Annotated in this window: 26 protein-coding genes; 16 read left to right on the forward strand and 10 right to left on the reverse strand. The window is 44.4% G+C overall.

Features of this window, described 5'->3' with window-relative positions:
* Window positions 1-48: 48 nt before the first annotated feature.
* The 5 genes from J5O05_RS14670 to J5O05_RS21975 all read left to right on the forward strand — a co-directional run bounded on the left by J5O05_RS14670 (window position 49) and on the right by J5O05_RS21975 (window position 3,852).
* Window positions 49-1,200, forward strand: a complete 1,152-nt coding sequence (locus J5O05_RS14670) for a protein-glutamate methylesterase/protein-glutamine glutaminase (RefSeq protein WP_208842718.1) — start codon at window positions 49-51, stop codon at window positions 1,198-1,200.
* 96 nt (window positions 1,201-1,296) lie between these two features.
* A complete protein-coding gene (locus J5O05_RS14675) occupies window positions 1,297-2,067 on the forward strand; it encodes a ParA family protein (RefSeq protein WP_208842719.1) in 771 nt (256 codons plus the stop codon).
* A gap of 4 nt (window positions 2,068-2,071) precedes the next feature.
* Window positions 2,072-2,878: a chemotaxis protein CheW gene (locus J5O05_RS14680; RefSeq protein WP_208842720.1), complete on the forward strand. Its 807-nt coding sequence runs from the start codon at window positions 2,072-2,074 to the stop codon at window positions 2,876-2,878.
* 46 nt (window positions 2,879-2,924) lie between these two features.
* The gene (locus J5O05_RS14685) at window positions 2,925-3,422 is read left to right on the forward strand and encodes a chemotaxis protein CheW (protein ID WP_208842721.1); all 498 of its coding nucleotides are present in this window, start codon (window positions 2,925-2,927) and stop codon (window positions 3,420-3,422) included.
* Between the two features lies 1 nt (window position 3,423).
* Window positions 3,424-3,852 (forward strand): DUF2802 domain-containing protein, encoded by a 429-nt coding sequence (locus J5O05_RS21975; protein WP_244369649.1) that lies wholly within the window; start codon window positions 3,424-3,426, stop codon window positions 3,850-3,852.
* Between the two features lie 57 nt (window positions 3,853-3,909).
* On the opposite strand, the gene J5O05_RS14695 is transcribed toward J5O05_RS21975, so the two are convergent.
* The 3 genes from J5O05_RS14695 to J5O05_RS14705 are packed head-to-tail and all read right to left on the reverse strand — an operon-like array spanning window position 3,910 to window position 6,653.
* Window positions 3,910-4,218 (reverse strand): EscU/YscU/HrcU family type III secretion system export apparatus switch protein, encoded by a 309-nt coding sequence (locus J5O05_RS14695; protein WP_208842722.1) that lies wholly within the window; start codon window positions 4,216-4,218, stop codon window positions 3,910-3,912.
* A gap of 9 nt (window positions 4,219-4,227) precedes the next feature.
* Window positions 4,228-5,052, reverse strand: a complete 825-nt coding sequence (gene fliK / locus J5O05_RS14700; protein WP_208842723.1) for a flagellar hook-length control protein FliK — start codon at window positions 5,050-5,052, stop codon at window positions 4,228-4,230.
* A gap of 56 nt (window positions 5,053-5,108) precedes the next feature.
* The gene (locus J5O05_RS14705; RefSeq protein ID WP_208842724.1) at window positions 5,109-6,653 is read right to left on the reverse strand and encodes a hypothetical protein; all 1,545 of its coding nucleotides are present in this window, start codon (window positions 6,651-6,653) and stop codon (window positions 5,109-5,111) included.
* A gap of 103 nt (window positions 6,654-6,756) precedes the next feature.
* Between J5O05_RS14705 and ccmA the strand changes: the two genes are divergently transcribed.
* From ccmA to J5O05_RS14755, 10 genes are read left to right on the forward strand one after another with little or no spacing between them, the layout of a single operon-like run.
* The gene (gene ccmA / locus J5O05_RS14710) at window positions 6,757-7,377 is read left to right on the forward strand and encodes a cytochrome c biogenesis heme-transporting ATPase CcmA (RefSeq protein WP_208842725.1); all 621 of its coding nucleotides are present in this window, start codon (window positions 6,757-6,759) and stop codon (window positions 7,375-7,377) included.
* Window positions 7,377-8,063 (forward strand): heme exporter protein CcmB, encoded by a 687-nt coding sequence (gene ccmB, locus J5O05_RS14715; RefSeq protein WP_208842726.1) that lies wholly within the window; start codon window positions 7,377-7,379, stop codon window positions 8,061-8,063. Before ccmA ends, ccmB begins: the two co-directional genes overlap by 1 nt.
* Before the next feature lies 1 nt (window position 8,064).
* On the forward strand, window positions 8,065-8,802 hold the full coding sequence (locus J5O05_RS14720; RefSeq protein ID WP_208842727.1) for a heme ABC transporter permease: 738 nt from the start codon (window positions 8,065-8,067) through the stop codon (window positions 8,800-8,802).
* Between the two features lie 2 nt (window positions 8,803-8,804).
* Window positions 8,805-9,008, forward strand: coding sequence for a heme exporter protein CcmD (ccmD, locus tag J5O05_RS14725; RefSeq protein WP_208842728.1), 204 nt, complete (start codon window positions 8,805-8,807; stop codon window positions 9,006-9,008).
* Window positions 9,005-9,493, forward strand: coding sequence for a cytochrome c maturation protein CcmE (ccmE, locus tag J5O05_RS14730; protein WP_208842729.1), 489 nt, complete (start codon window positions 9,005-9,007; stop codon window positions 9,491-9,493). Before ccmD ends, ccmE begins: the two co-directional genes overlap by 4 nt.
* Window positions 9,494-9,495: 2 nt before the next feature.
* Entirely contained in the window at window positions 9,496-11,457 is a 1,962-nt protein-coding gene (locus tag J5O05_RS14735; protein ID WP_208842730.1) for a heme lyase CcmF/NrfE family subunit, read from the forward strand.
* The gene (locus tag J5O05_RS14740; RefSeq protein WP_208842731.1) at window positions 11,454-12,026 is read left to right on the forward strand and encodes a DsbE family thiol:disulfide interchange protein; all 573 of its coding nucleotides are present in this window, start codon (window positions 11,454-11,456) and stop codon (window positions 12,024-12,026) included. Before J5O05_RS14735 ends, J5O05_RS14740 begins: the two co-directional genes overlap by 4 nt.
* Entirely contained in the window at window positions 12,023-12,487 is a 465-nt protein-coding gene (locus J5O05_RS14745) for a cytochrome c-type biogenesis protein (protein WP_208842732.1), read from the forward strand. The genes J5O05_RS14740 and J5O05_RS14745 overlap by 4 nt, the downstream gene beginning before the upstream one ends.
* Window positions 12,487-13,728, forward strand: a complete 1,242-nt coding sequence (ccmI, locus tag J5O05_RS14750; RefSeq protein WP_208842733.1) for a c-type cytochrome biogenesis protein CcmI — start codon at window positions 12,487-12,489, stop codon at window positions 13,726-13,728. Before J5O05_RS14745 ends, ccmI begins: the two co-directional genes overlap by 1 nt.
* Window positions 13,729-13,741: 13 nt before the next feature.
* A complete protein-coding gene (locus J5O05_RS14755; RefSeq protein WP_208842734.1) occupies window positions 13,742-14,476 on the forward strand; it encodes an MlaA family lipoprotein in 735 nt (244 codons plus the stop codon).
* 56 nt (window positions 14,477-14,532) lie between these two features.
* Here J5O05_RS14755 and J5O05_RS14760 read toward each other — a convergent pair whose 3' ends face one another.
* The 7 genes from J5O05_RS14760 to miaB form a co-directional block, all read right to left on the reverse strand.
* Window positions 14,533-15,054, reverse strand: a complete 522-nt coding sequence (locus J5O05_RS14760) for a GNAT family N-acetyltransferase (protein WP_208842735.1) — start codon at window positions 15,052-15,054, stop codon at window positions 14,533-14,535.
* Window positions 15,051-15,281, reverse strand: coding sequence for a hypothetical protein (locus J5O05_RS14765; protein ID WP_208842736.1), 231 nt, complete (start codon window positions 15,279-15,281; stop codon window positions 15,051-15,053). Before J5O05_RS14765 ends, J5O05_RS14760 begins: the two co-directional genes overlap by 4 nt.
* Before the next feature lie 269 nt (window positions 15,282-15,550).
* Window positions 15,551-17,128 carry an apolipoprotein N-acyltransferase gene (gene lnt, locus J5O05_RS14770; protein WP_208842737.1) on the reverse strand — a complete coding sequence of 526 codons (1,578 nt, stop codon included), beginning with the start codon at window positions 17,126-17,128 and terminating at the stop codon, window positions 15,551-15,553.
* A complete protein-coding gene (corC, locus tag J5O05_RS14775) occupies window positions 17,106-17,984 on the reverse strand; it encodes a CNNM family magnesium/cobalt transport protein CorC (RefSeq protein ID WP_208842738.1) in 879 nt (292 codons plus the stop codon). The genes lnt and corC overlap by 23 nt, the downstream gene beginning before the upstream one ends.
* 19 nt (window positions 17,985-18,003) lie before the next feature.
* Window positions 18,004-18,465, reverse strand: a complete 462-nt coding sequence (ybeY, locus tag J5O05_RS14780) for an rRNA maturation RNase YbeY (protein ID WP_208844540.1) — start codon at window positions 18,463-18,465, stop codon at window positions 18,004-18,006.
* Window positions 18,466-18,467: 2 nt separating this feature from the next.
* Window positions 18,468-19,520 carry a PhoH family protein gene (locus J5O05_RS14785; RefSeq protein ID WP_208842739.1) on the reverse strand — a complete coding sequence of 351 codons (1,053 nt, stop codon included), beginning with the start codon at window positions 19,518-19,520 and terminating at the stop codon, window positions 18,468-18,470.
* Between the two features lie 49 nt (window positions 19,521-19,569).
* Window positions 19,570-21,003 carry a tRNA (N6-isopentenyl adenosine(37)-C2)-methylthiotransferase MiaB gene (gene miaB / locus J5O05_RS14790; RefSeq protein ID WP_208842740.1) on the reverse strand — a complete coding sequence of 478 codons (1,434 nt, stop codon included), beginning with the start codon at window positions 21,001-21,003 and terminating at the stop codon, window positions 19,570-19,572.
* Between the two features lie 219 nt (window positions 21,004-21,222).
* Here miaB and J5O05_RS14795 point away from each other — a divergent pair, with 219 nt between their 5' ends.
* The gene (locus J5O05_RS14795; RefSeq protein ID WP_208842741.1) at window positions 21,223-22,380 is read left to right on the forward strand and encodes an FAD-dependent oxidoreductase; all 1,158 of its coding nucleotides are present in this window, start codon (window positions 21,223-21,225) and stop codon (window positions 22,378-22,380) included.
* Window positions 22,381-22,401: the final 21 nt, after the last annotated feature.

The raw sequence follows: 22,401 nt of genomic DNA on the forward strand, positions 1-22,401 counted from the left end.
TGGTGCTTAGGCACCACTTTTTAGATCTGAATTTGAGACGAGTAGCCAATGGCAGTCAAAGTATTAGTTGTAGATGATTCGAGCTTCTTTCGCCGCAGAGTTACAGAAATATTAGAGCAAGACCCTGAAATCAAAGTAATTGATTTTGCAGTAAATGGTCAAGAAGCGGTTGAAAAAGCAGCGCAATTGCGACCCGATGTGATCACAATGGATGTCGAGATGCCTGTGTTGGATGGCATAAGTGCCGTAAAACAGATTATGCAAGCGAATCCAACACCCATTCTTATGTTTTCCTCGTTGACTCGCGAAGGGGCAAGTGCCACGTTGGATGCGCTCGACGCAGGGGCATTGGATTTCCTTCCAAAGAAATTTGAAGACATTGCACGCAATAGTGACGATGCGATTAAGTCGTTGCAAAATAAAGTAAAGGAAATCGGACGTCGACGTTTATCTCGTTTTGTTCGACCATCCTATACGCCTTCAGCGCCAACTGCTGCGCCAAGTACGCCACTTTCTAGTGGGCAGACTAGACCGTCTATAGCGCAACCAGATAGAACGTTTTCTCGTTCAAGTGCGCCAGTAAGTCCCGCATCACCAATAGCGAGTGCGAGAGCCTCAGGCAAAAAATATCAGCTAGTGGCTATCGGGACTTCGACCGGTGGGCCTGTTGCATTGCAAACGATTTTAACTCAATTACCGGCTAACTTCCCGCACCCTATTCTGCTTATTCAACATATGCCTGCGGCCTTTACTCCCGCTTTTGCGCGGCGCCTAAACACGCTATGCAAAATTAAAGTGAAAGAAGCCGAGAATGGTGACCGTCTACAAGCCGGTGTTGCGTATTTAGCTCCAGGTGGTCAGCAAATGATGGTTGAAAGTCGCGGTGGTTCAAGGACCTTGCGCGTGTTTGAAGATGACAGTGCGAGAATAACGTATAAACCATCTGTTGATGTCACATTTGCAAGTGCTGCAAAGGCCTATAGCGGCGACGTGCTCGCGGTTGTGTTAACGGGTATGGGCGCCGATGGGCGAGATGGCTCTCGATTGCTAAAGCAAGCTGGTGCAACCATTTGGGCGCAAGATGAAAAAACTTGTGTGGTTTATGGTATGCCTGCAGCGGTTGCTAATGCTGGGCTTGCGGCAGAAAGTTTACCTTTGCAGGATTTTGCTCAGCGCATTGCCAAAGAAGTAGGATGCTGAGTTTTAACTCAATTATATTTTCGCTGTAGGCTAAAATTTGGTTGCGATAGGTGTTAATGTAACCAAGGTTTATAGATTAAGGAACGGTTTTTAGTCGTGAAGATTTGGACAGTAGCAAACCAAAAAGGTGGAGTAGGGAAAACTACAACGACAGTCAGCCTTGGAGGTATACTCGCGCTACAGGGTAAGCGTGTACTTCTTATTGATACTGATCCGCATGCATCATTAACGTACTACTTTGGCATCGATTCCGAACAACTTGAAGTGAGCGTTTACGATATCTTTGCACGCGGTACTCAAATGGCGAGTGAAGAAATACTCCAGTCTCTTTGCCCTTCTACGATTGAAAATTTGGATATATTGCCTGCAACCATGGCAATTGCAACGCTAGACAGAAGCATGGGTCATAAATCCGGTATGGGCTTGGTGCTGAAGAAAGCCTTAGCCAAAATCAGTGAGCATTATGACTATGCTATTTTGGATTGCCCACCGGTACTTGGCGTTCTTATGGTAAATGCGCTTGCTGCAAGTGAGCGGATTTTAGTGCCTGTTCAAACTGAATTCTTAGCATTGAAAGGTTTGGACCGGATGATGCGTACCATGGAGTTGATGCAAACATCTCAAAGTAAAGCATATCAATACACCATTATCCCAACGATGTATGACAAACGAACAAAAGCGTCATTAGAGGCGTATAAGTCGTTGTTAGATACTTATGGCGACAAAGTGTGGCCTGGTGTAATCCCTGTTGATACGAAGTTTCGAGATGCAAGCCTTTCACAAAAAGTGCCTGTAGAGTATTGCCCAAAATCTCGGGGCGTATATGCCTATAAAGCATTGTTAGATTATTTAATGCAGTTGGATTAAGCGAATGAACAAGCACCTGTTTGCAAATGAACAAGTGATGAAACAATACCTCAATGCGTTACTTACCGAAGAGGAAGTCGCTTACGCGCCAGAGTTAGAAAAAACACCGCTCAAGTCTGCTGCGGTTACAGAAGTGTCGCCGGTTGCAAAATTATTAGAGCAAGTTCGCCCAGAAATTGCCGACGAAATAATTGAACTACCGGAAATAGAAGTCGAAGAAGAACAAACGGTTGAAGTTACTGACGAAGTTGTAACCATTGAACCCGTGCAAGAAGTAAAAGAGCTTGAGAATCAGCAAAATAGTACTATTATCAAAGAGCAAGAAGAACAATCTGCTAAAGTTGATAGCAAAAGCGCGTATTTTGATGGCGAGTTTCAGGCCTTATTCTTTGAAGTAGCCGGTCTTACGCTTGCAGTGCCGCTCAAAGCACTCGGTGGTATTCATCAATTAGGTGATATAAACCAATTGTTTGGAAAACCAAAATGGTTCCAAGGTGTCATGTTGAATCGTGAACAAAAGCTTAGTGTAATAGATACTGCTCGTTGGGTTATGCCCGAGAAATATACTCAAGAGCTCGCGGACAACCTGGATTACCAGTACCTCATTATGCTTGGGGATAGTAGTTGGGGCTTGTCAGCAGAAAAGTTGGTGAATAACATAACGTTACAGCCGGACGATGTAAAATGGCGCACATCAGCAGGGAAACGCCCTTGGTTAGCTGGTGTGATTAAAGAAAAAATGTGCGCTTTGATAGATGTAGATAATTTAATAGAACTGTTGGAAAAAGGTACCGATAGCCGAGAGCAATAGCCTTTTTGTTCAGCAAGTCCAATAGATCGTACTTTGGAGTTTTACCATGGGCCAAGACAGACTACTTTCAGCAGATAAAAGTGCGGATAGTAACGACGAAATTTTGCAGTGGGTAACGTACAAGCTTGAAGCAGAAACTTACGGTATTAACGTAATGCAGGTTCAAGAAGTACTAAGATACACTGAGATAGCACCTGTACCGGGTGCACCTGATTATGTACTTGGTATTATTAACTTACGTGGTAACGTTGTAACAGTTATTGATACTCGTGCGCGTTTCGGTTTGCCAAGTGCGGAAGTGACGGACAACTCTAGAATCGTTATCATCGAAGCTGAAAAGCAAGTAATTGGTATTTTGGTTGATAGCGTTGCTGAGGTCGTTTATTTACGCAGCTCTGAAATTGACAGTGCTCCGAATATTGGAACGGAAGAAAGCGCGAAATTTATTCAGGGTGTTTCAAACCGTGAAGGCGAGTTGTTAATTCTTGTTGACCTCAATAAGCTATTAACTGATGACGAGTGGGACGAGTTGAGCCACATCTAACGTGTCAGAAGCAGTCCAATTTTATTTATTACTCGGTTTAACGATTGTCTCAAGTACGCTAAGTGTAGTGTGCTTGGGGCTTTTTGTTGTTGCGCGAAAAAACAGCGAAACTCAACGAAAACACTTTATCGACCACGTTAAACGCACAGAGAGCTTTACTCAACAATTGCAGATCTTACGCAGTGAAATTGCAGAAGTAAGAGCTGGTTTATTGAGTATGAGCAAACGTATCGTAAATTGTGAGCAGATAAGCCAAGAGTTAGCGCAGTCCGTCTCCGCACAAAAATACGATGATCCAGAAGCGAAAATTTATTCGCGTGCGGTGAAAATGATTGAGCTAGGTGCGGATTTAGACGAAGTGATGCGGGAGTGTGAAATCCCTCAAGCAGAAGCCGAGCTGCTTATGACGCTGCACTTTAAACAAAAATAGCCTTTCTCCACTGATTGTCTGCCAAATATTCTGTAGCCCCATTGCGTATTGTCTGCACTAGGCACGAATATCCAGCTTTCCTTTCAGACCTTTCCAGCCAGGTGGAAACTTGCCCTGAAGGATATATGAAAACGCGATTAACTCAGCAATGACGTAGTAAAGTTCTCTCGGTATTTCATCATGCAAATTCAACTTAGCGAGAGAGTCAAATAACTGCTCATCCTGATGGACGAGTATGCCTTTTTCTTTTGCCTTCGCGACAATTTCATCCGCTAGGTCTCCAAATCCCTTGCTAACAACTTCGGGCGCTTTGCCTGCTTCATATAGTAATCCGATAGCTGATTTTTGTTTAATAGAGTCGCTCACAATGTCTCCTTATACTTTCAGGTTGACGATAGCATGAGAAGTATAGAATTGGTTAACTTGCTCGGGATTTTCGCTGAGTGAAATATCACCAATTTGCAGCCCGTGAGAGGCGAGTTTCTCCCTTAACGCATCAAGATGAGGAGTAGCTAAAGAGACGACCGCTTTGGTATCTGCCACTAAATCACAATCCAAGGCTTTGTCCATTAACTCCGCTTGCGCTGACAACTTTCCATACGGTGTTAAGTCAAAATTTAAGCGTACAAACCAGACAGTCTTTTCAGGTAAGTGTGCTTTGGCTGGTTTTTTATATTTGCCTATTTGTAGTTCCGTTTGTCTTTGTTCTTCGGTTTGTTTTGTAGGCAAAAATAAATTTATCAACCAATTGTTTTCATTGGATTGCTGCTGGTTAAGTTGCTGAGTACCAACATGATTAAATTGATTTTGTATTTTGCTTAGGTCACCACTTAACTGCTCGAATTGATTCGCTTGCATGAGCGATTGCACGAGTTGTTGACGTTGATTTATTTTCTGGTTGGGAAATAGGGCGGTAACTAAAGCTTCAGTGCGCTCAGCGGGGGAAACGTTCTCTGGGCGGGTTTGAATTGCTTTTGGAACTGCAAGAAAAGTCACCAGTAATTTGTCTAGTGCCTGTAAAAATGGGCTTTGTACAGGAAGACTATTTGTCACAGAGGATACATGCTGACTGATTGCTACGGGATGGAGCGAACGCTCATCCCACATTCGGTCAAAGGCTTGATTCACTAATCGCTGCAGTTCTGGTGGGAATTGCTTTGCAGACGTTTTAACTTCATCAATGGTTTTAGACAGTTGCAATCCTGGGTCGCGAGCAAGATTTTCTTGTTTAGCCCACTTGGCGCTTAGTAGGCGCTCTATGGACTCGATACTTGTGTAGCTTGAGGCATACTTTTAGTATCGAATTTCAGTGGTGGGTGCCACAATTGAGCACTTGAACGAATTTGCGTTTGCTCCTTGAGCTTAATACTGGAGTCAGCTTCATTAGCTTGCTTTCGTTCCTCGCTAATTTTGGTCTCGATTTTTGCCATTGGGTGTTCATGTAACCGCGCTTTGTTGCTGGTCGAAGACTTTTCTTTTTGAGCAGTCTCTGCAAGGGGTATGTTAATGCTTGCTACCTTCTCACTTGTCGAGTTTAGCGATTTTTCCACTTTGACGTTGTTGTTTTCTACAAATGTGTTTATCTGTGTCGGAATAGCAACATCAGCACGTGAGCCATTGTTGACCGTTAGCGTAGTAACCTGTCGTATTGCATTAAACAAGTCACCAACAGCGGACGCTGAGAACGTAGGGCGATTGGCAGAAGCCGCCATAACGGGTGTTTGAAGCCATACGCTAGGTTTAGGCGTCGAGGAAGATGTTACTTGATCCGTCGGTGATATCCCTTTCTCTGCATTAACTTGTCCGGGTTTCACACTGAACGAATCTTTAAGTTGCATGAAGGGGGTTTTTATCCACTTCTGTATTGCAGTGCCAATCGCTGCTTTTAGTTCTTCTTGAGAAATGCGTTTAGGGTCGCTGAGCGAGAGCAGCGTGGTCTGATTCTGTATTTCTTTTTGTAATGTTTGGTCAAATTGGGGGATTTGTTGTTTTAAAGAATGCTTCAGTACAGCATCAAACGATTGTTGGGGACGTATTAAACTAACCGTTTCAGCAAATGGTTTAACAATCGCTTTGCTCCATTTTCCTGTGGGCGCGAATTGTTCGGGGGTGCTCAACGGAAGTGATAATACTTTTCCTCCTGGTAAAGGCGTTGCTTTAACGTCGAGGGAAGTGCGAGCAGCCTGTACATAAAGCTCAGGAAATTTGTCAGGAATTTGTCGAGCCAGATGTTTAAGTGACATACTAAGATGCATGAGTGGATCGGAGTAGCCGTTAACGATTTTAAAGGATAATTCTGCTTTTGATTGTTCAACGACAGCATACAATTTCGGTTCTGTACGCAATAATGCCATCGTCTGTTTATCAACATTGAATTCCAATCCGAGCTTCGGGAAGCTAATACTCGTGTTGGTTAAATTGACAGTCGTTTGTTTTGGCAGTATTTCACTGTCAGTAAATAGCATGTTGTACAGACGGATAAGCACTTTTGGATCATTTATTATGTGCGTTTGAGGCGTTGTGGTGATCGTCAGTGTCTTACCATCAGGCGCGACTTGCACTGTACCTTGTGCTAACTGAAACGGTTTAGGTTTTGGGTCATCCAGCGTAAGTCTTAGCGTTTGCCAGCGGCCTTCCATCAATACTTCCATTTGCAATGACGAATCATTGACGGCGATATGTCGAGCTTGGAATTGGCTATCAAGCTCCGCGATTTGCTGCGTGTTTTTTGGTAAATTCGAAAGCGTGCCAACATCGAGAGTTTGGACAGTAGGCTGCGAAGAAATTGGCACTTTATTCATTATTTTAAATCAAATTTTCGTTAAACGTCTGCGGTACGATATTCGTATTACCATACCATTATGTTAGACTAACGCCCAATTTTGGGTAAAGAGAATCGTTAGTTTGCTTGAGATAAAAGCAGTCACCTGCATTAAACAAGATAGATGTTTATTTGAGTCGTTGAGTTTTTCACTTCAAGCGGGTGAAATTATGCAAGTTGAAGGCCCAAATGGCGCGGGAAAGACGAGTTTATTGCGTATTATAGCGGGTTTCGCTCGAGCAGAAGAAGGCGAAATTTGCTTTGATGAGCAAAACATTCAAGAAAACTACGATGAATTTGCAGCGCATTTATTATTTATCGGTCATAAGACGGGCGTTAATGGTCAGCTGACCGCGGTTGAAAATGTACTACATTGGCAGGCTGTGCACGGTGTCTCTGATGATGGCCAAACGATGGCTAGACTGGCAAAGCTTGGGCTAATTGGTCTGGAAGACGTCCCTGTGAGAACATTGTCTGCAGGCCAGCAACGGCGCGTTGCACTGCTGAGAATGTGGATGAACAACGCAAAGTTATGGATCCTCGACGAACCCTTTACCGCATTAGATAAAAAAGGGGTTGCGATGTTGCAAGCTCGCTTTCAAGAACATTTACATGCAGGTGGCGCTATTTTGTTGACAACACACCAAGATTTGACGGACCACTTTGGACAACTTAAAACGCTAGTGTTGGAGTATCGACTGTAATGCCTGTTCAACACTCCTATTGGCAACTGTTTAAGTCTGTTTACTGCAAAGATGTGACCTTGGCGTTTCGTCAACGCGCTGAAATTTTTAATCCTCTCCTTTTCTTTGTGATCGTCATAACCCTTTTCCCATTAGCAATCGGTCCAGAGCCTGCGCTACTAGCCAGAATGGCCGCCGGAATTATTTGGGTAGCTGCGTTATTGTCCACGATGCTGGGTTTAGATAAATTGTTTCGTGATGATTATAATGATGGTTCTTTGGAACAATTGCTTGCCTCACCCTATCCAATGTCTTTAACGGTGATTGCTAAGGTGTGTGCTCACTGGACGACGTCAGGCTTGCCAATGGTGGTGCTGTCGCCATTGTTTGCATTACTAATGAATTTAGAACAGCAAGCATTAGGCGCGACCGTGCTAACGTTATTAGTTGGTACACCATTATTGAGCTTAATCGGTGCAATTGGGGCCGGCTTGACTGTTGGACTGCAAAAAGGCGGTCTATTGCTCAGTTTACTAGTTTTACCGCTTTATATCCCAGTGCTTATTTTTGCGACGTCTGCCATCGATACGAGTATGATGACATTACCTTATGGTGGACAACTCGCGATCCTTGGTGCGATGTTAGCCGTCGGCATTATTACCGCGCCATTTGCGATATCTTCAGCTTTAAGAGTGAGTGTAAGTTAAAATGTGGAAATGGTTACATCCTTATGCCAAAGCCGAGCGAGCGTATCAGCTATGCAATACGCTAATGCCTTACTTTGCCGTAGTTGCAGTCGTGTGTATCGTCATTGGTTGGGTTTGGGGGTTAGCCTATGCGCCCGCCGATTACCAACAAAAAGACAGTTACCGAATTATCTTCATTCATGTCCCGTCAGCGATTTTGTCGATGGGGGCGTATTCTTCAATGGCCATTGCCGCCATCATCGCACTCGTTTGGCAAATCCGTAACGCAGAGCTTGCCGTTATTTCACTGGCCCCGGTTGGCGCGGCGATGACCGCAATTGCCTTGATAACGGGTGCGGCATGGGGTAAACCCATGTGGGGTGCTTGGTGGGTGTGGGATGCTCGCCTGACATCTGAATTAATTCTATTGTTTTTATATTTTGGTGTGATCTCGTTGTATCACGCTTTTGAAGATAAGAAAGTGGCAGGACGTGCTGCAAGTATCCTTGCGATTGTTGGTGTAATTAACTTACCTATCATCCATTTTTCAGTGGAGTGGTGGAATACGTTACATCAAGGTTCAACAATCACGAAATTCGATACCTCTGCGATAGACCCTTCAATGCTCTGGCCTTTGCTAATCAACATTGTTGGTTTTGGAGGCTTTGTTGGGGTGGTGACGTTGATGCGACTCAAAAATGAAATTTTACGATGTGAACAGCATCGTCCATGGGTACGCGATTTAGTTAGTCGAGGTTAATTATGCAATTTGCATCATTCAGTGATTTTTTAGCCATGGGCGGCTACGGCTTTTATGTTTGGTTATCATTCGGTACATGCGCACTTATCCTTCTTGGCATTCTGATGAGTTCATGGTTTGAGGCGAACTCGCTTAAACAGTCAATTCGTACGCAAATGGCACGTGAAGCAAGAATTAAGCAAGCGAGAGAGGAACAAGTTCAATGAATCCGAGACGTAAAAAACGCTTGTTCACCGTAGCAGGGATTATTTTAGGTATTGGTTCTGCGGTGGGTTTAACACTCTATGCGCTGCAGGAAAACATTAATTTATTTTACACCCCTAGTGAATTGGTAAATGGCAAAGGTGAAAGTCACGATATGCCCTTTATTGGTCAAAAGCTTCGTATCGGTGGAATGGTGGTGCCAGGCTCAGTAAAACGAGATGATACAACGCTAAATGTCGAGTTCCAGCTTATTGATACGGGTCCGCTCGTGACGGTGCGCTACCACGGTATTTTGCCAGATTTGTTCCGTGAAGGTCAGGGTATTGTGGCGCAAGGTACATTGGTTGAGCCGACGGTTGTTGAAGCGTTCGAAGTGTTAGCCAAGCACGATGAAGAGTACATGCCAGCTGAAGTCGCGGAAGCGGTGAAAGGCATCAAGCATGAGAAACCTGGCTATAAATTAAATTACTCGAAAGGCGAAAACTAGGCATGATCCCAGAAATAGGTTACTTCGCTTTAGTGCTCGCAATGGCGTTATCGCTATTGCTCTGCATTTTTCCTCTATGGGGCGCCTACAGCGGTAATTTGCGTTTAATGCGCGCCGCTCCGTCTCTCGCTCTAGGCCAATGCCTGTTCGTTATTTTCTCTTTCTGTATTCTTATCTATATTACCCTTACTGACGATTTTACCGTAAGTTACGTTGCACAAAATTCGAGTAGCACACTGCCTTGGTACTATAAAGTAACGTCAACTTGGGGTGGGCATGAAGGTGCTATTCTGCTTTGGTTGGTAATGCAATCAACATGGACTGCGCTGGTTGCAATGATGTCTAAGTCATTACCTTGGGTATTGAGAGCTCGAGTACTCGGCGTGCTTGGTTTTCTTGGTGTTGGATTTATGCTCTATACGCTTTGGATGTCGAGTCCATTTGAGCGGTTGTTGCCATATTACCCAGTAGAAGGTCGAGATCTCAACCCGTTGTTGCAAGACCCTGGCATGATTATACATCCACCGCTTTTGTATATGGGGTACGTCGGTTTATCTGTCTCGTTCGCATTTGCTATTGCAGCATTGATGACGGGTAAATTAGATAATACGTGGGCTAAGTGGTCGCGTCCTTGGACTATGGCTGCTTGGGCATTTTTATCTTTAGGTATCACCATTGGTAGTTGGTGGGCGTACTCCGAACTTGGTTGGGGTGGCTGGTGGTTTTGGGATCCTGTTGAGAATGCTTCCCTTATGCCGTGGTTAGTCGCAACCGCGTTGCTGCATTCCCTGTCAGTGACTGAGAAACGCGGTGTGTTCAAATCGTGGACCGTTTTACTGGCCATTACGGCATTTTCATTGTGTTTGTTAGGTACATTTATTGTTCGTTCGGGCATTATTGTGTCTGTTCATGCCTTTGCGACAGATCCGGATAGAGGACTTTATATCCTTGCTTTTCTTGCACTTGTTGTTGGTGGCAGCCTGACACTATACGCTTTGCGCGTGTCAGAAGTGAAAAGTGAAGGGCGCTATCAATTTGCTTCTCGTGAAGTGAGCTTGTGGTTAAACAATATCTTCCTTGTAGTCGCGATGCTCATCGTATTGCTTGGTACTTTGTTACCCATGATCCACAAAGAGCTAGGTCTAGGCGCTATTTCGATTGGTGTGCCGTTTTTCAACAAAATGTTCTCCATCTTAATTGTGCCGTTTGCCTTACTTTTGGGTATTGGTCCAATGCTGCGCTGGAAACAAAATAAGCTCAATACGTTGTTCCCGAAATGGACTATCAATGTTGTACTTGCGATTATTATCACGGCGGCGTGGCTGTTTGGTGGATATGATCATGTTGCTCCACTTACTTTCATGGGGACGGCATTGGCTGTTTGGATTTTCCTTGCAACAGCAACGGATTTACTTCAAAAAGTAGCATCGCAAGCGACCATCCCCGAAGGGATTAAACGCTTAGGGTTAAGTTACTGGGCTATGGTGCTTGGTCATATTGGCCTCGGCTTTGTCATTGCGGGGGTTACACTGACTTCAGCATATTCTGTTGAACGTTCTGTTAGCATGAAACCCGGTGAGATCGCGACATTAAACGAATATGAATATCGATTTGAAGGCGTTAACGTGATTTCAGGTCCTAATTACTCAGGTCATGCAGGTGAAGTGACCGTGCTAAAAGAGGGCAAAAAAGTTGTCTTACTGCATGCCGAGAAACGTCGCTATAACGTTGGTATGCAATTTATGACAGAAGCTGCTATCGACGATGGCTTTTTCCGTGACCTTTATTTAGCGTTAGGTGAAGAGTTAAATAACGGAGCATGGGCGCTTCGTATCTATCATAAACCTTATGTCCGTTGGATGTGGTTAGGTGGTTTGTTGATCTCGTTTGCTGGTTTTATCGTTCTTGCAGATAAACGTTACCGTCGTAGCAGCCGTACTCGTTCATCGGAGGCAGTAGCATGAATAAGAAAGTATTAGGACTTGTGCCATTAGCAATTTTCATCTTGCTCAGTGTCTTTCTGTATCAAGGGCTATTTGGAAATCCTCGCGAGATCCAGACGGGTCGTTTAGGCCATAATATGCCTGCGTTTTCTTTACCTGACCTTATGGACGAGAAGAAAACGTGGACAGACAAAGAACTCCAAGGCGAAGTGTACTTGCTTAATGTGTGGGGTACTTGGTGTCCGACATGTTTGGCTGAACTTGGCTATTTAACCGAGCTAAAAGAGAAAGGTGTTAAGATTGTTGGTTTGTATTATGACCAAGCTTATGATCCTGATTTCGGTGATAAATTCGATGTCGTTGCACTACGTGAAGAAGTGAATAACATGCTAAGTCGAGCAGGCAATCCGTACGCATTTAACATTCTAGACTTAAACCGAAGCTTGGCGCTTGATTTGGGTGTGTCAGGTGCACCGGAAACCTTTCTAGTTAATAAAGAAGGCAAGATTTTGGTACATCATACCGGTGATATGAATACGCGCGTCTGGCGTGCGAAATTTGCGCCAGCAATTCAGGAGTTAACACCATGAAAAAGTTTATCTTCTGTCTTGGATTATTCGTTTCAGCCGCGAACACCTACGCGATAGAGGACAAATATCATTTTGACTCAGCTGAACGAGAGCAAATGTTTAAAGAACTTACGCATGAACTTCGTTGTCCTAAATGCCAAAACCAAAATATTGCGGACTCTGATGCGGTAGTCGCGAAAGATTTGCGTGATAAAGTACTTACTCTTGTCCATGAAGGTAAATCGAAAGACGAAGTTATCGATTATATGATCGATCGCTATGGCTATTTCGTTCATTATCAACCACCCGTTACGCCTCTGACCATATTACTTTGGGTATTGCCAGGGCTAATTGTTGCATTGGGCTTTGGCTTTATTGTGGTGCGTCAGCGTAAATCAGCTCAGGTACAACCATGGACTGATGCCGACGAGTCAAAGTTAGCGGAGTTAATTGCCAAATACGAACAAAGGGAGCAGCAATAATGGAGCAAATGTGGGGAATGTTTGCGCTATTAAGCGTCTTAGCTGCACTCTTCGTTGTGACGCCGTTCCTGCGCCGTGAGCGTATAGTGCGTGTCGATCATGACGCAAATGCAGAACGTATTGCTATTTATAAACAGCGTCTTGCTGAATTGGATGAAGAATTGGCCAATTCGCGTATTGATACGCTTGTTCATTATGAGTCGGTACGTGAAATGAAACGTCGCTTGCTCAATGAACTAGCACCAGAGCAAGCACTGACTAATCGCGGCGATAACCGTATTTTTGCCTTAACGGGCCTCTTATTTGTTACGTTATTCAGTGTCATTTTCTACCAATGGAAAGGAAATGCTAAGCAAGTTCAAGACTGGTATTCTGCCATCGAGAAATTGCCTGAGTATGGTGAGCGTGCAGTACTTCAGGATGGTGAGCCTCTCAGTGCGAATGAACTTCAAGCATTTGCGCTTGGACTTCGCACCAAATTAGCAGCGGAAGGGGACGATGCCGTCGCTTGGATGTTGCTTGGTCGTGTCGCGATGTCGATTAACGATTTTGAAATGGCAATGCAGTCGTTCGATAGAGCACTTGAAATGAACCCTAACAACCCCAATGTTTTGGTCAACTATAGCCAAGTGCTACTGATTGAAGGCAGCGAATCAGGTATGAATCGAGCCGCTCGAATGTTGTCAAAGGTATTGTCTCAAGACCCAAATAACATCGATGCAATTAGTCTTTTAGCTTTGATAGCGTATGAGCGGAAAGATTGGGCCGAAGCTAAGGCTGCGTTTGAAGTGTTACTCGCGAACATGGACAAAGCAGACCCTCGTTACTCAATGATTGCGGCGCGCATCGATGAGATTAATGGGCATCTGTCGCCTTCGACGTCCATGGCCGTCGCGAAAACCATCACAGTGACAGTCGATATCGATCCGAAGCTTGCTGAGAACATTCCGAGTAATGGTGTTCTGTTTGTTTTCGCAAAAGCGGTCAGTGGTCCACCAATGCCGTTGGCAGTTGCTAAACTACGGGACTATCGTTTTCCGTTGACGGTAACATTGGATGACAGCTTAGCTATGATGCCTGAGTTACAATTATCGCAATTTGAAAAAGTGATTGTTACTGCCAGATTGTCGGTTGACGAAAGTGTTTCACCGAGCAAAGGCGAGTTAGAAGGCGTGTCGCAAACTCTAGAATTGAAAGAAGGCGAAAATAGCCAATCAATTACAATAAGTCGTGTTTATTAATAAAGGAAAACAGATGATTAAAGCGCTGGCTTCAGCCTGTTTAGCCCTCATTATGGTGGGGTGTGCTTCAGTGCCTGCTGAAAAACAGGACCCTCGGGATCCACTGCAGGCAATGAACAGACCTGTCTATGATTTTAACATGGATGTACTGGACAAGTATTTGCTTAGGCCAGTTGCGGTAGGTTATGCGACTTACACGCCACAACCTGTCCGTACGGGGCTTGTTAATTTTACGACTAACCTTACTACACCAACGGATGTGGTGAATTCGGCATTGCAGGGTAAGCCTGCTAATACGGGGGTTAATGTTGCTCGTTTCTTGATTAACTCGACGGTTGGTCTGTTTGGTATATTTGATGTCGCCAGTAGTTTTGGTCTAAAGCATGCGGATGAAGACTTTGGTCAGACATTAGGCGTGTGGGGCGCATCGGATGGCCCGTACATTATGTTGCCGGGAATGGGGCCGACAACGGCGCGTAATCTTACTGGAGATGTGATGGACAATGTCGTGTTGCCTGAATTGGCACTTACAACACCACAAAGCATTCTCTTGTTTGCATTGAAAGCGATTGAAGCCCGAGCAAACTTGATACCGCAAGAAAAGTTATTAAACGACTCGTTAGATCCTTATTTGTTCTTGAAAGACATTTATTTCCAAAGACAATTGTATGAGTTGTACGATGGGAAGCCGCCGATTAAAGAAGAAAAGATCGAAGAATTCGACGAAGACTTTCTTGAGAATCTATAATAAAAAGGCCAGCTTAGCTGGCCTTTTTTTGTCTTCGCTCATGTCAAGTATGAGTTTTATCGGAGTTCTTTATAGTACACGCTGGTGCTATGTAACATGCCTTGGGCGTCTGTTACAAAACTTGGAATAGTACCGCTGAGCACGTATTCCCGTGCTCGATAAAACGATTCACTTTTATCGCCTGTTTGCGTATCTAAATAGAGTAGTTGAATGCCGTGTTGTTGTGCCCACGCCTCTAATGCCTTCATCAGGTGAGTTGCAATGCCGCGGCGTTGAAAAGTAGGGTCGACTAGGAGTTTTTCTACTTCGCCTCTGTGACAACCGTTTTGCTTTTGGCATAGATTCAATTGTACCGTCCCAGCAACGTTATTTTGCTCGTCAAACGCAATAAAGAGTTGTTTGTCTTTATTTTCAAGCTGTTTGCTGGTCGCTTGCCAGTAATTAACGATTCGTTCAGTCTGCGCAGGCCTATAGAAGCCAAGCGAAGCGCCTTGATTTACACAATCGGCAAGCAGTGCCGTAAGCCGTTCAAGCAACTTCGCGTCAAGATTGGCAACCGCCTCGATGATATACCTCATAATTGCGCAAGTTCCATTTCAATTTGTGCAATGCTGTCCATCAACTTTTCTTTTGCTGCTTGGAGTTTCTGCTTTTTTGTATTCGGCTTAGTTTGTGCCGCACGCACGGCCTTGTAGACGGTACGTGTCGGTAGCTGGCATTTTGCGGCAGCTTCAGAAGGCAACCAGTTCGCATGCAGTACAAGAGTCACCGCAGCCTGTAACAAAGAAAGTTTTTCTTCACTCATGGCATTTCTCCTTCTCATCCATATCCCAACTTGACACTTCTAAATGCCATAATAAATATAGGGTTTGATAGAGTGTATACATCGCCTTTTCCTTCTCGCTTGTTTTGGCCAACCGACAGGCCAAGTTGATATAGCTATTGGAAGTTTTGTGCCAATATTTAAAATTCAATAAAATCAATTGGATGTTAGTTTTTGCGATGTGTTTTGAAGGGAGATATTGCACCAACAGAGAAGTTTCACACCAACCTAGTGCAACTATTCAAAGAGCGTTATAAGAAGTTTCGTTCAAACTTTGATTTTGTACGGTACGTTAGGTGCGACACGCTGAAAAATACAATAATGATGATTGAAAACAGCCAGATAGGTGTATTCCCGTATTGGCTAAACAGCGAATTACCGCGGATTAATTTCACTTCCGTCACCAGAGAATCAGCCACGAATTGAGGCAACGCTGTTTGTTGGCCTGAAATAGGGTCGTAGACACCCGTGATCCCGTTATTCGTTACACGAACTAAGGGTCGCTGAAGTTCAAGCGCTCTCATTCTAGCGATTTGCATATGCTGATGAGGTCCGTGAGAATGGCCAAACCAGGCATCGTTACTCACCGTAAACAAAAGATCTGAATCTGCGCGGTAATTACCTCGCACCAGCTCCGCAAAGGCTATCTCGTAACAAATGGCGGGCAGGACATTAAGTCCATTGGCTTGAAGGTTTGCTTGTTTTTCTTCCCCGCGGGTGAAGGATGACATGACCAAATTAAACAGAGGAGCGATGGGGCGTAGCCAATCTTCGAAAGGAACAAACTCCCCAATCGGTAAGAGTTGATGCTTTTGATATCTGTTTTTGCTCAAATAAACATATTGTCCCTGTGTATCTTCCGCGTTACGTTTTCCAAGTACAATGAGCGTATTAAATACATTGCGGGTATCAAATTGGTAATCTGGGATGCCAGTGATTACCGCTGTTTGATTAAACGCGGCCGCGGCATCTACAGACTGCAAATAAGGAATGGCATTTTCTTCGATTTCTGGAATAGCAGCCTCAGGCCACACAACTAAATCGACCCCATCCCACTTCAAACGGGTCATATCGCGGTAAAGTTTCATCGTAGGCCAGAAATGTTCTGGCTCCCATTTCAAACTTTGTTGGATATTGCCTTGTACAAGGAGTGTTTTAATGGTTTTTTCGCCATAGTGGGTGGTGTTAAACGAAGGGATGAGAAGTGCACCACAGACAGTTAAGCTGACGAGAATTAAAGATGGCTTAAACGATTTAAGCGAAACCGTTAAATACAGCACTCCGCCAACAAGTGTACAAAGTACGGTAAGCCCAACTTCACCAATGACAGGGGCAAACACATTTAATGGGCTGTCTGTTTGGGTATAACCAAAACTGAGCCAGGGGAAACCAGTGAGTAATTTACCGCGCAACCATTCAAAGATGAACATCAATGCTGCAGTTAGCACAACGCGTTGAGATTCGTTTTGGGTAATTGATTTGGCGGTAGCGAACGCGAAGGCGGGAAAGAGTGCGAGATAACCGCTCAATGCAGCCATTAAGAGCAATGAAAAAAACAACGGCATGCCACCAAATTCTGCAATGGAGACATGAACCCAGCTTATCCCAGCGGCAAACCAAGCAAAGCCAAAAAGCCAACCATAGCGAAAAGTCGACTTAACTGAAGGCTGCTTTGTCGCATAAAAACCGGTGGCAATACAGAAAAAAGCTAATGGCCAAAGGCCAAATGGTGAGTACGCAAAAGTTAAAAGGCCGCCCCCAAACAGGGCGGCCCACAAGGTTTTATTTGCGCGAAGTGCGACAAGTTTAGTCTTGATATTCGTCGCCATTTTGAGGCTTAGGTACGGTTACCTGAAGTTGAACGATACGACGGCTGTCGGCATTCGTTACTTTGATCTGCAAAGGTGCAATTTCTATCGTTTCACCACGACTTGGCATGTGGCCAAATGCGTGCAACACAATACCACCGACAGTATCTGCTTCTTCCGTATTAAACGACGTCTTGAAGAACTCATTGAAATCTTCAAGAGGCGTTAACGCTTGTACGATATAGGTGTATTTCGCGAGTTGACGAATTTGTTGTTGCTCTTCATCGTCATCATGCTCATCTTCAATTTCACCCACAATCAGCTCAAGAATATCTTCGATAGTCACCAAGCCCGACACACCACCGTATTCATCGATAACGATGGCCATGTGATAACGCTTTTGACGAAACTCGTTAAGCAGGGTATCTACACGCTTGCTTTCTGGCACAACAAACGCAGGGCGCAGGTATTGGCGTAAAGACGGGAGGTGTGGCTCTTTGCTTAAAATGAGCGGCAGCAAATCTTTCGCGAGTAAAATACCCTCTACGTGGTCTTTATCTTCACAAATAACAGGAAAACGTGAATGCGATGATTCCATCATTGCCCCTAATTGGGCTTCGATTGATACATCGACATCCAACGTCACCATTTGTGAACGTGGGATCATGATATCGCGCACTCGCATTTCGGAGACTTCCAAAACGCCTTGCATCATGTCTTTGGTCTCAGGGTCGATAAGGCTTCTTTCCTGAGCGTCGGCAATGACTTCTACCAACTCTTCTTTGTTTTGGGGTTCCCCCTGTAACAACTGGGTGATCCGGCTCAGCCAGCTCTTACTTGAAGAACCCTGGCTACTTTGCGAGTTATCGTCGCTCATTGCAGTTTAATACTCCGTTTTATTCAACATCATCACGATAAGGGTCTGAAATTCCCAAATCGGCTAACACTTCTTTCTCGATGGCTTCCATCTCGAGTGCATCTTGGTCATTTATATGGTCAAAGCCAAGTAAATGCAAGCAACCATGAACAACCATATGGGCAAAATGGTCATGAAAGGTCTTTTCTTGCTCAATCGACTCTTTTAAAACCACATCGGGACAAATAATTAAATCACCTAATAATGGCAATTCTATTTCTGGTGGCGCTTCAAATGGGAAAGATAACACATTTGTTGGTTTATCTTTGCCGCGATACTCGTGATTGAGTTGTTGCGACTCTTCACTGGTTGCGATGCGGATGGTCATTTCAGCAGTCTCGCAGTAATTGACGAGCGCTTTCTCAGCCCACAGTTGGAATTGCTCTGCGGTAGGTAAATTGTCGAATTCACCGGCAATTTGTAAATCTAAATCAAGATTAATGTTCACGATGACTTCTCTTGGTTTGCAAAACGCTCTGCTTCACGTGCTTTTTGCTTTTCTGCACGTTCAATTCGTTCAGCTTCTTCTTTTTTCTCATACGCTTCGACAATTCGAGCAACGACAGGGTGACGAACAACGTCGTGAGCTTGGAAGAAATTGAAGGATATTTCGTTGACGTCACTTAATACTTCTATTGCATGACGGAGGCCAGAACGTGCGCCGCGAGGTAAATCTACCTGCGTAATGTCACCGGTGATGACCGCTTTTGAATTAAATCCAATTCGCGTTAAGAACATTTTCATTTGTTCTGTCGTCGTGTTTTGGCTTTCATCGAGAATAATAAAGGCATCATTCAGTGTGCGACCACGCATATAAGCCAGTGGTGCAACTTCTATTACGTTACGTTCAATTAAACGTTCAACTTTTTCAAAACCGAGCATTTCAAATAACGCGTCGTAAAGCGGGCGCAAGTATGGGTCGATTTTCTGTGTTAAGTCACCGGGTAAGAAACCCAGTTTTTCACCCGCTTCAACGGCTGGGCGTGTTAACAGAATACGACGAACTTCTTGACGTTCTAACGCGTCCACCGCGGCGGCAACCGCTAGGTAGGTTTTGCCTGTGCCAGCAGGACCGACCCCGAAGGTGATGTCATGACGCAGAATGTTTGCAACATACTGACTTTGATGTGGGTTGCGAGGTTTAATTACACCACGACGCGTTTTAATAAAAACTTCTTTATCCCAGACGCTTGGCGCTTCTTGCTCTAAACAGTTGGCTTCAGCAATCGCTAAATGTACGTCATCCGGCGTGAGTTCTTTTGTTTTGCCTTTGAGCGTTTGAGTTTCGATATAAAGCGCTTTAATAACGTCTTCTGCTGCTTTTGATTGAACGGGTTGACCCGTTACTTTAAAGGCATTGTCGCGATGTGCGATTTCAACACCTAGGCGGCGTTCAATTTGTTTTAGGTGTTCGTCAAAAGCGCCACACAGTGAGGCAAGTCGAGCATTGTCGGCGGGTTCGAGAAAAAATTCTAAACTACTTAACTGGTTACTCAAAATAACTTCCTATAACAATTACGCCAGCTTTCGCTGGCGCAACAGACATCTACGGTGTGAACGTAGTAACACCGAGTTCATCAGCCTCTGGTTGAGATGGTGCACGGTTCAAAATGGTTGAAGGTGCAACATCCTTACGCAAATTCATGTCTGATTCTGTACGAATTAATTCGCCACGTAAAGAGTTTGCGAATGCGTCGGTTATCTTCACATCAACAAATTGACCGATAACAGAGTGTGGGCCAACGAAGTTTACGACGCGATTGTTTTCAGTACGTCCGCGCAGTTCCATCGGATCTTTCTTCGATGGACCTTCAACTAGGATACGTTGTTCCATACCAACCATTTTTCGGCTTATGTCTTGAGCCATTTGATTGATACGGTCTTGTAATATGTATAAACGTTGTTTCTTTTCGTCTTCTGACACATCATCTGGTAAATCGGCAGCAGGTGTACCAGGGCGAGCTGAGTAAATAAAGCTAAAGCTCATATCAAAGCCAATGTCGTTAATAAGCTGCATGGTCGCTTCGAAATCTTCTTGAGTTTCGCCTGGGAAACCAATGATAAAATCAGATGACATGCTCAAATTTGGACGAATCTTGCGAAGTTTACGAATCGTTGATTTGTACTCAATCGCCATGTGGCCGCGTTTCATCAGGTTCAGAATACGATCTGAACCACTTTGCACTGGTAAGTGTAAGTGATCAACCAGCTCAGGAATATCGGCATAGGCATCAATGATGTCCTGCGTGAATTCTACTGGATGTGATGTCGTGTAACGAATACGGTCAATACCGTCAATCGCCGCAACATAACGCAGTAAATCTGAGAAATGACAGATTTCACCGTCATGCGTGTCACCACGATACGCGTTTACGTTTTGGCCAAGTAAGTTAACTTCACGCACACCTTGTTCAGCAAGTTGAGCAATTTCAAGTAGCACGTCATCAAGTGGACGGCTCACTTCTTCGCCACGAGTGTACGGCACAACGCAGAATGTACAGTATTTAGAACAGCCTTCCATAATGGAAACAAACGCCGAAGGACCTTCTGCGCGTGGCTCAGGTAAACGGTCGAACTTTTCGATTTCTGGGAAAGATACGTCAACAACAGAACCTTCATTGTTCTGCACTTGCTTGATCATTTCAGGCAGTCGGTGCAGCGTTTGTGGACCAAATACGATATCAACAAACGGTGCGCGTTGGCGAATGGTTTCACCTTCTTGAGAGGCTACACAGCCGCCTACACCTATAACAAGATCAGGTTTGTCGTCTTTTAAAAGTTTCCAACGACCTAGCTGATGGAACACTTTCTCTTGCGCTTTTTCACGGATAGAACACGTATTCAGTAGAATAACATCCGCATCTTCAGCTTCTTCTGTAAGTTGATAACCATTGGTTGCATCAAGGAGATCAGCCATCTTCTGGGAGTCGTACTCGTTCATCTGACAACCCCAGGTCTTAATATGCAGTTTTTTACCCATTGAAATAATGCCTCGTTTTCAATTCGTCTATCCGCGGAGCTTTCGCCCATATGGCAATACGTAAAGGCGCGTATTTTATATGTATCCGCGCGCTTAGCCAAGTATAGATTTTGACTTTACTTATTGGGATCAAACAAGCGTAATTTGTCGCGGTTAAAGTCTCCCTGTTTGGTTTTTTTTCGTTACAATGTTCACATCACATCAGTTTGGGAAAACATAATGAAAAACAAAGTGGTCATTATTGGTGGAGGCATGGTTGGCGCTGCTACGGCAGTGGCATTGGCAAAGAAAGGCGCGCAGGTAATTGTGGTCGAGCAATTTCCTATTGACCCCATTGAAACCTTCAATGATGCACAGATTGATATTCGAGTCTCTGCAATCAATCGTTTTTCAGAACGTTTACTTGAATCTTTGGGCGCAATGCCCACTCTAAAAGCTTCGCGTACAGCACCCTATACGCGCTTAACCGCGTTTGAGTCAGGAAAGAACGTGTTGAGTTTTGATCACACAGAAGTGAACACCAGTCATCTAGGCCACATTATTGAGAACAAACTTATCCAAGCTAGTCTGTGGAAACAGTTTAAAGGGCTACCTATCACCGTAAAGCACTTTGAGACGCCTGCTCGTAAAATAGAACAAAGTGAATCGGAGATTACGTTAACGTATGACCAAGAAGTGCTACAAGCGGATTTGCTGATTGCTGCAGACGGAGGGCGTTCCCATGTCCGACAGCTTGCTGGGATTGGAACCACCGGTTGGCAATACTCTCAACACTGTATGGGGGTGTTAATTGAGCTTGACGCGCCTCAGCAAACCGAAACTTGGCAACAGTTTAAAGCTACAGGACCTGTCGCGCTTCTTCCCATGTCAGCACCGTTTGCCAATTTAATTTGGTATGACAATGGTAATAAATTGAAACTACTCAGCCAGCTTTCACCGGAACAGTTAAAAATGGAAATTAAAGCGCATTTTCCTACCTTGCCTGGTGATTTTAAGGTGCTCAACTCAGCTGTATTCCCACTTGCTCGTCAACATGCAAACCACTATGTGAAAGGTCGAGTTGTGCTTGTCGGTGATGCCGCTCATACGATTAATCCTTTAGCGGGGCAGGGGGTTAATTTGGGCTTTAAAGACGTCGTCGCGTTAGTGGATGTTGTTAGCCTTGATGATGTGGGTGAGTGTGGTGCATTAAAGACATACGAGCGTATGCGACGTAAAGACAATTTACTGATGATGTCGACAATGGATGCGTGTTATTTCGGTTTTTCAAATGATATCGAGCCTCTGCGTATCGCACGTGAGTTTATATTAAAAATGGCAAATAACGCGGACTCTATAAAAGCGCAAGTTTTAAAACACGCCATGGGAGACGCATAATATTTAAACTGAGATAAAGCT

The sequence above is a fragment of the Pseudoalteromonas xiamenensis genome (genome assembly GCF_017638925.1).
In the GTDB taxonomy this organism is placed as follows: Bacteria; Pseudomonadota; Gammaproteobacteria; order Enterobacterales; family Alteromonadaceae; genus Pseudoalteromonas; species Pseudoalteromonas xiamenensis.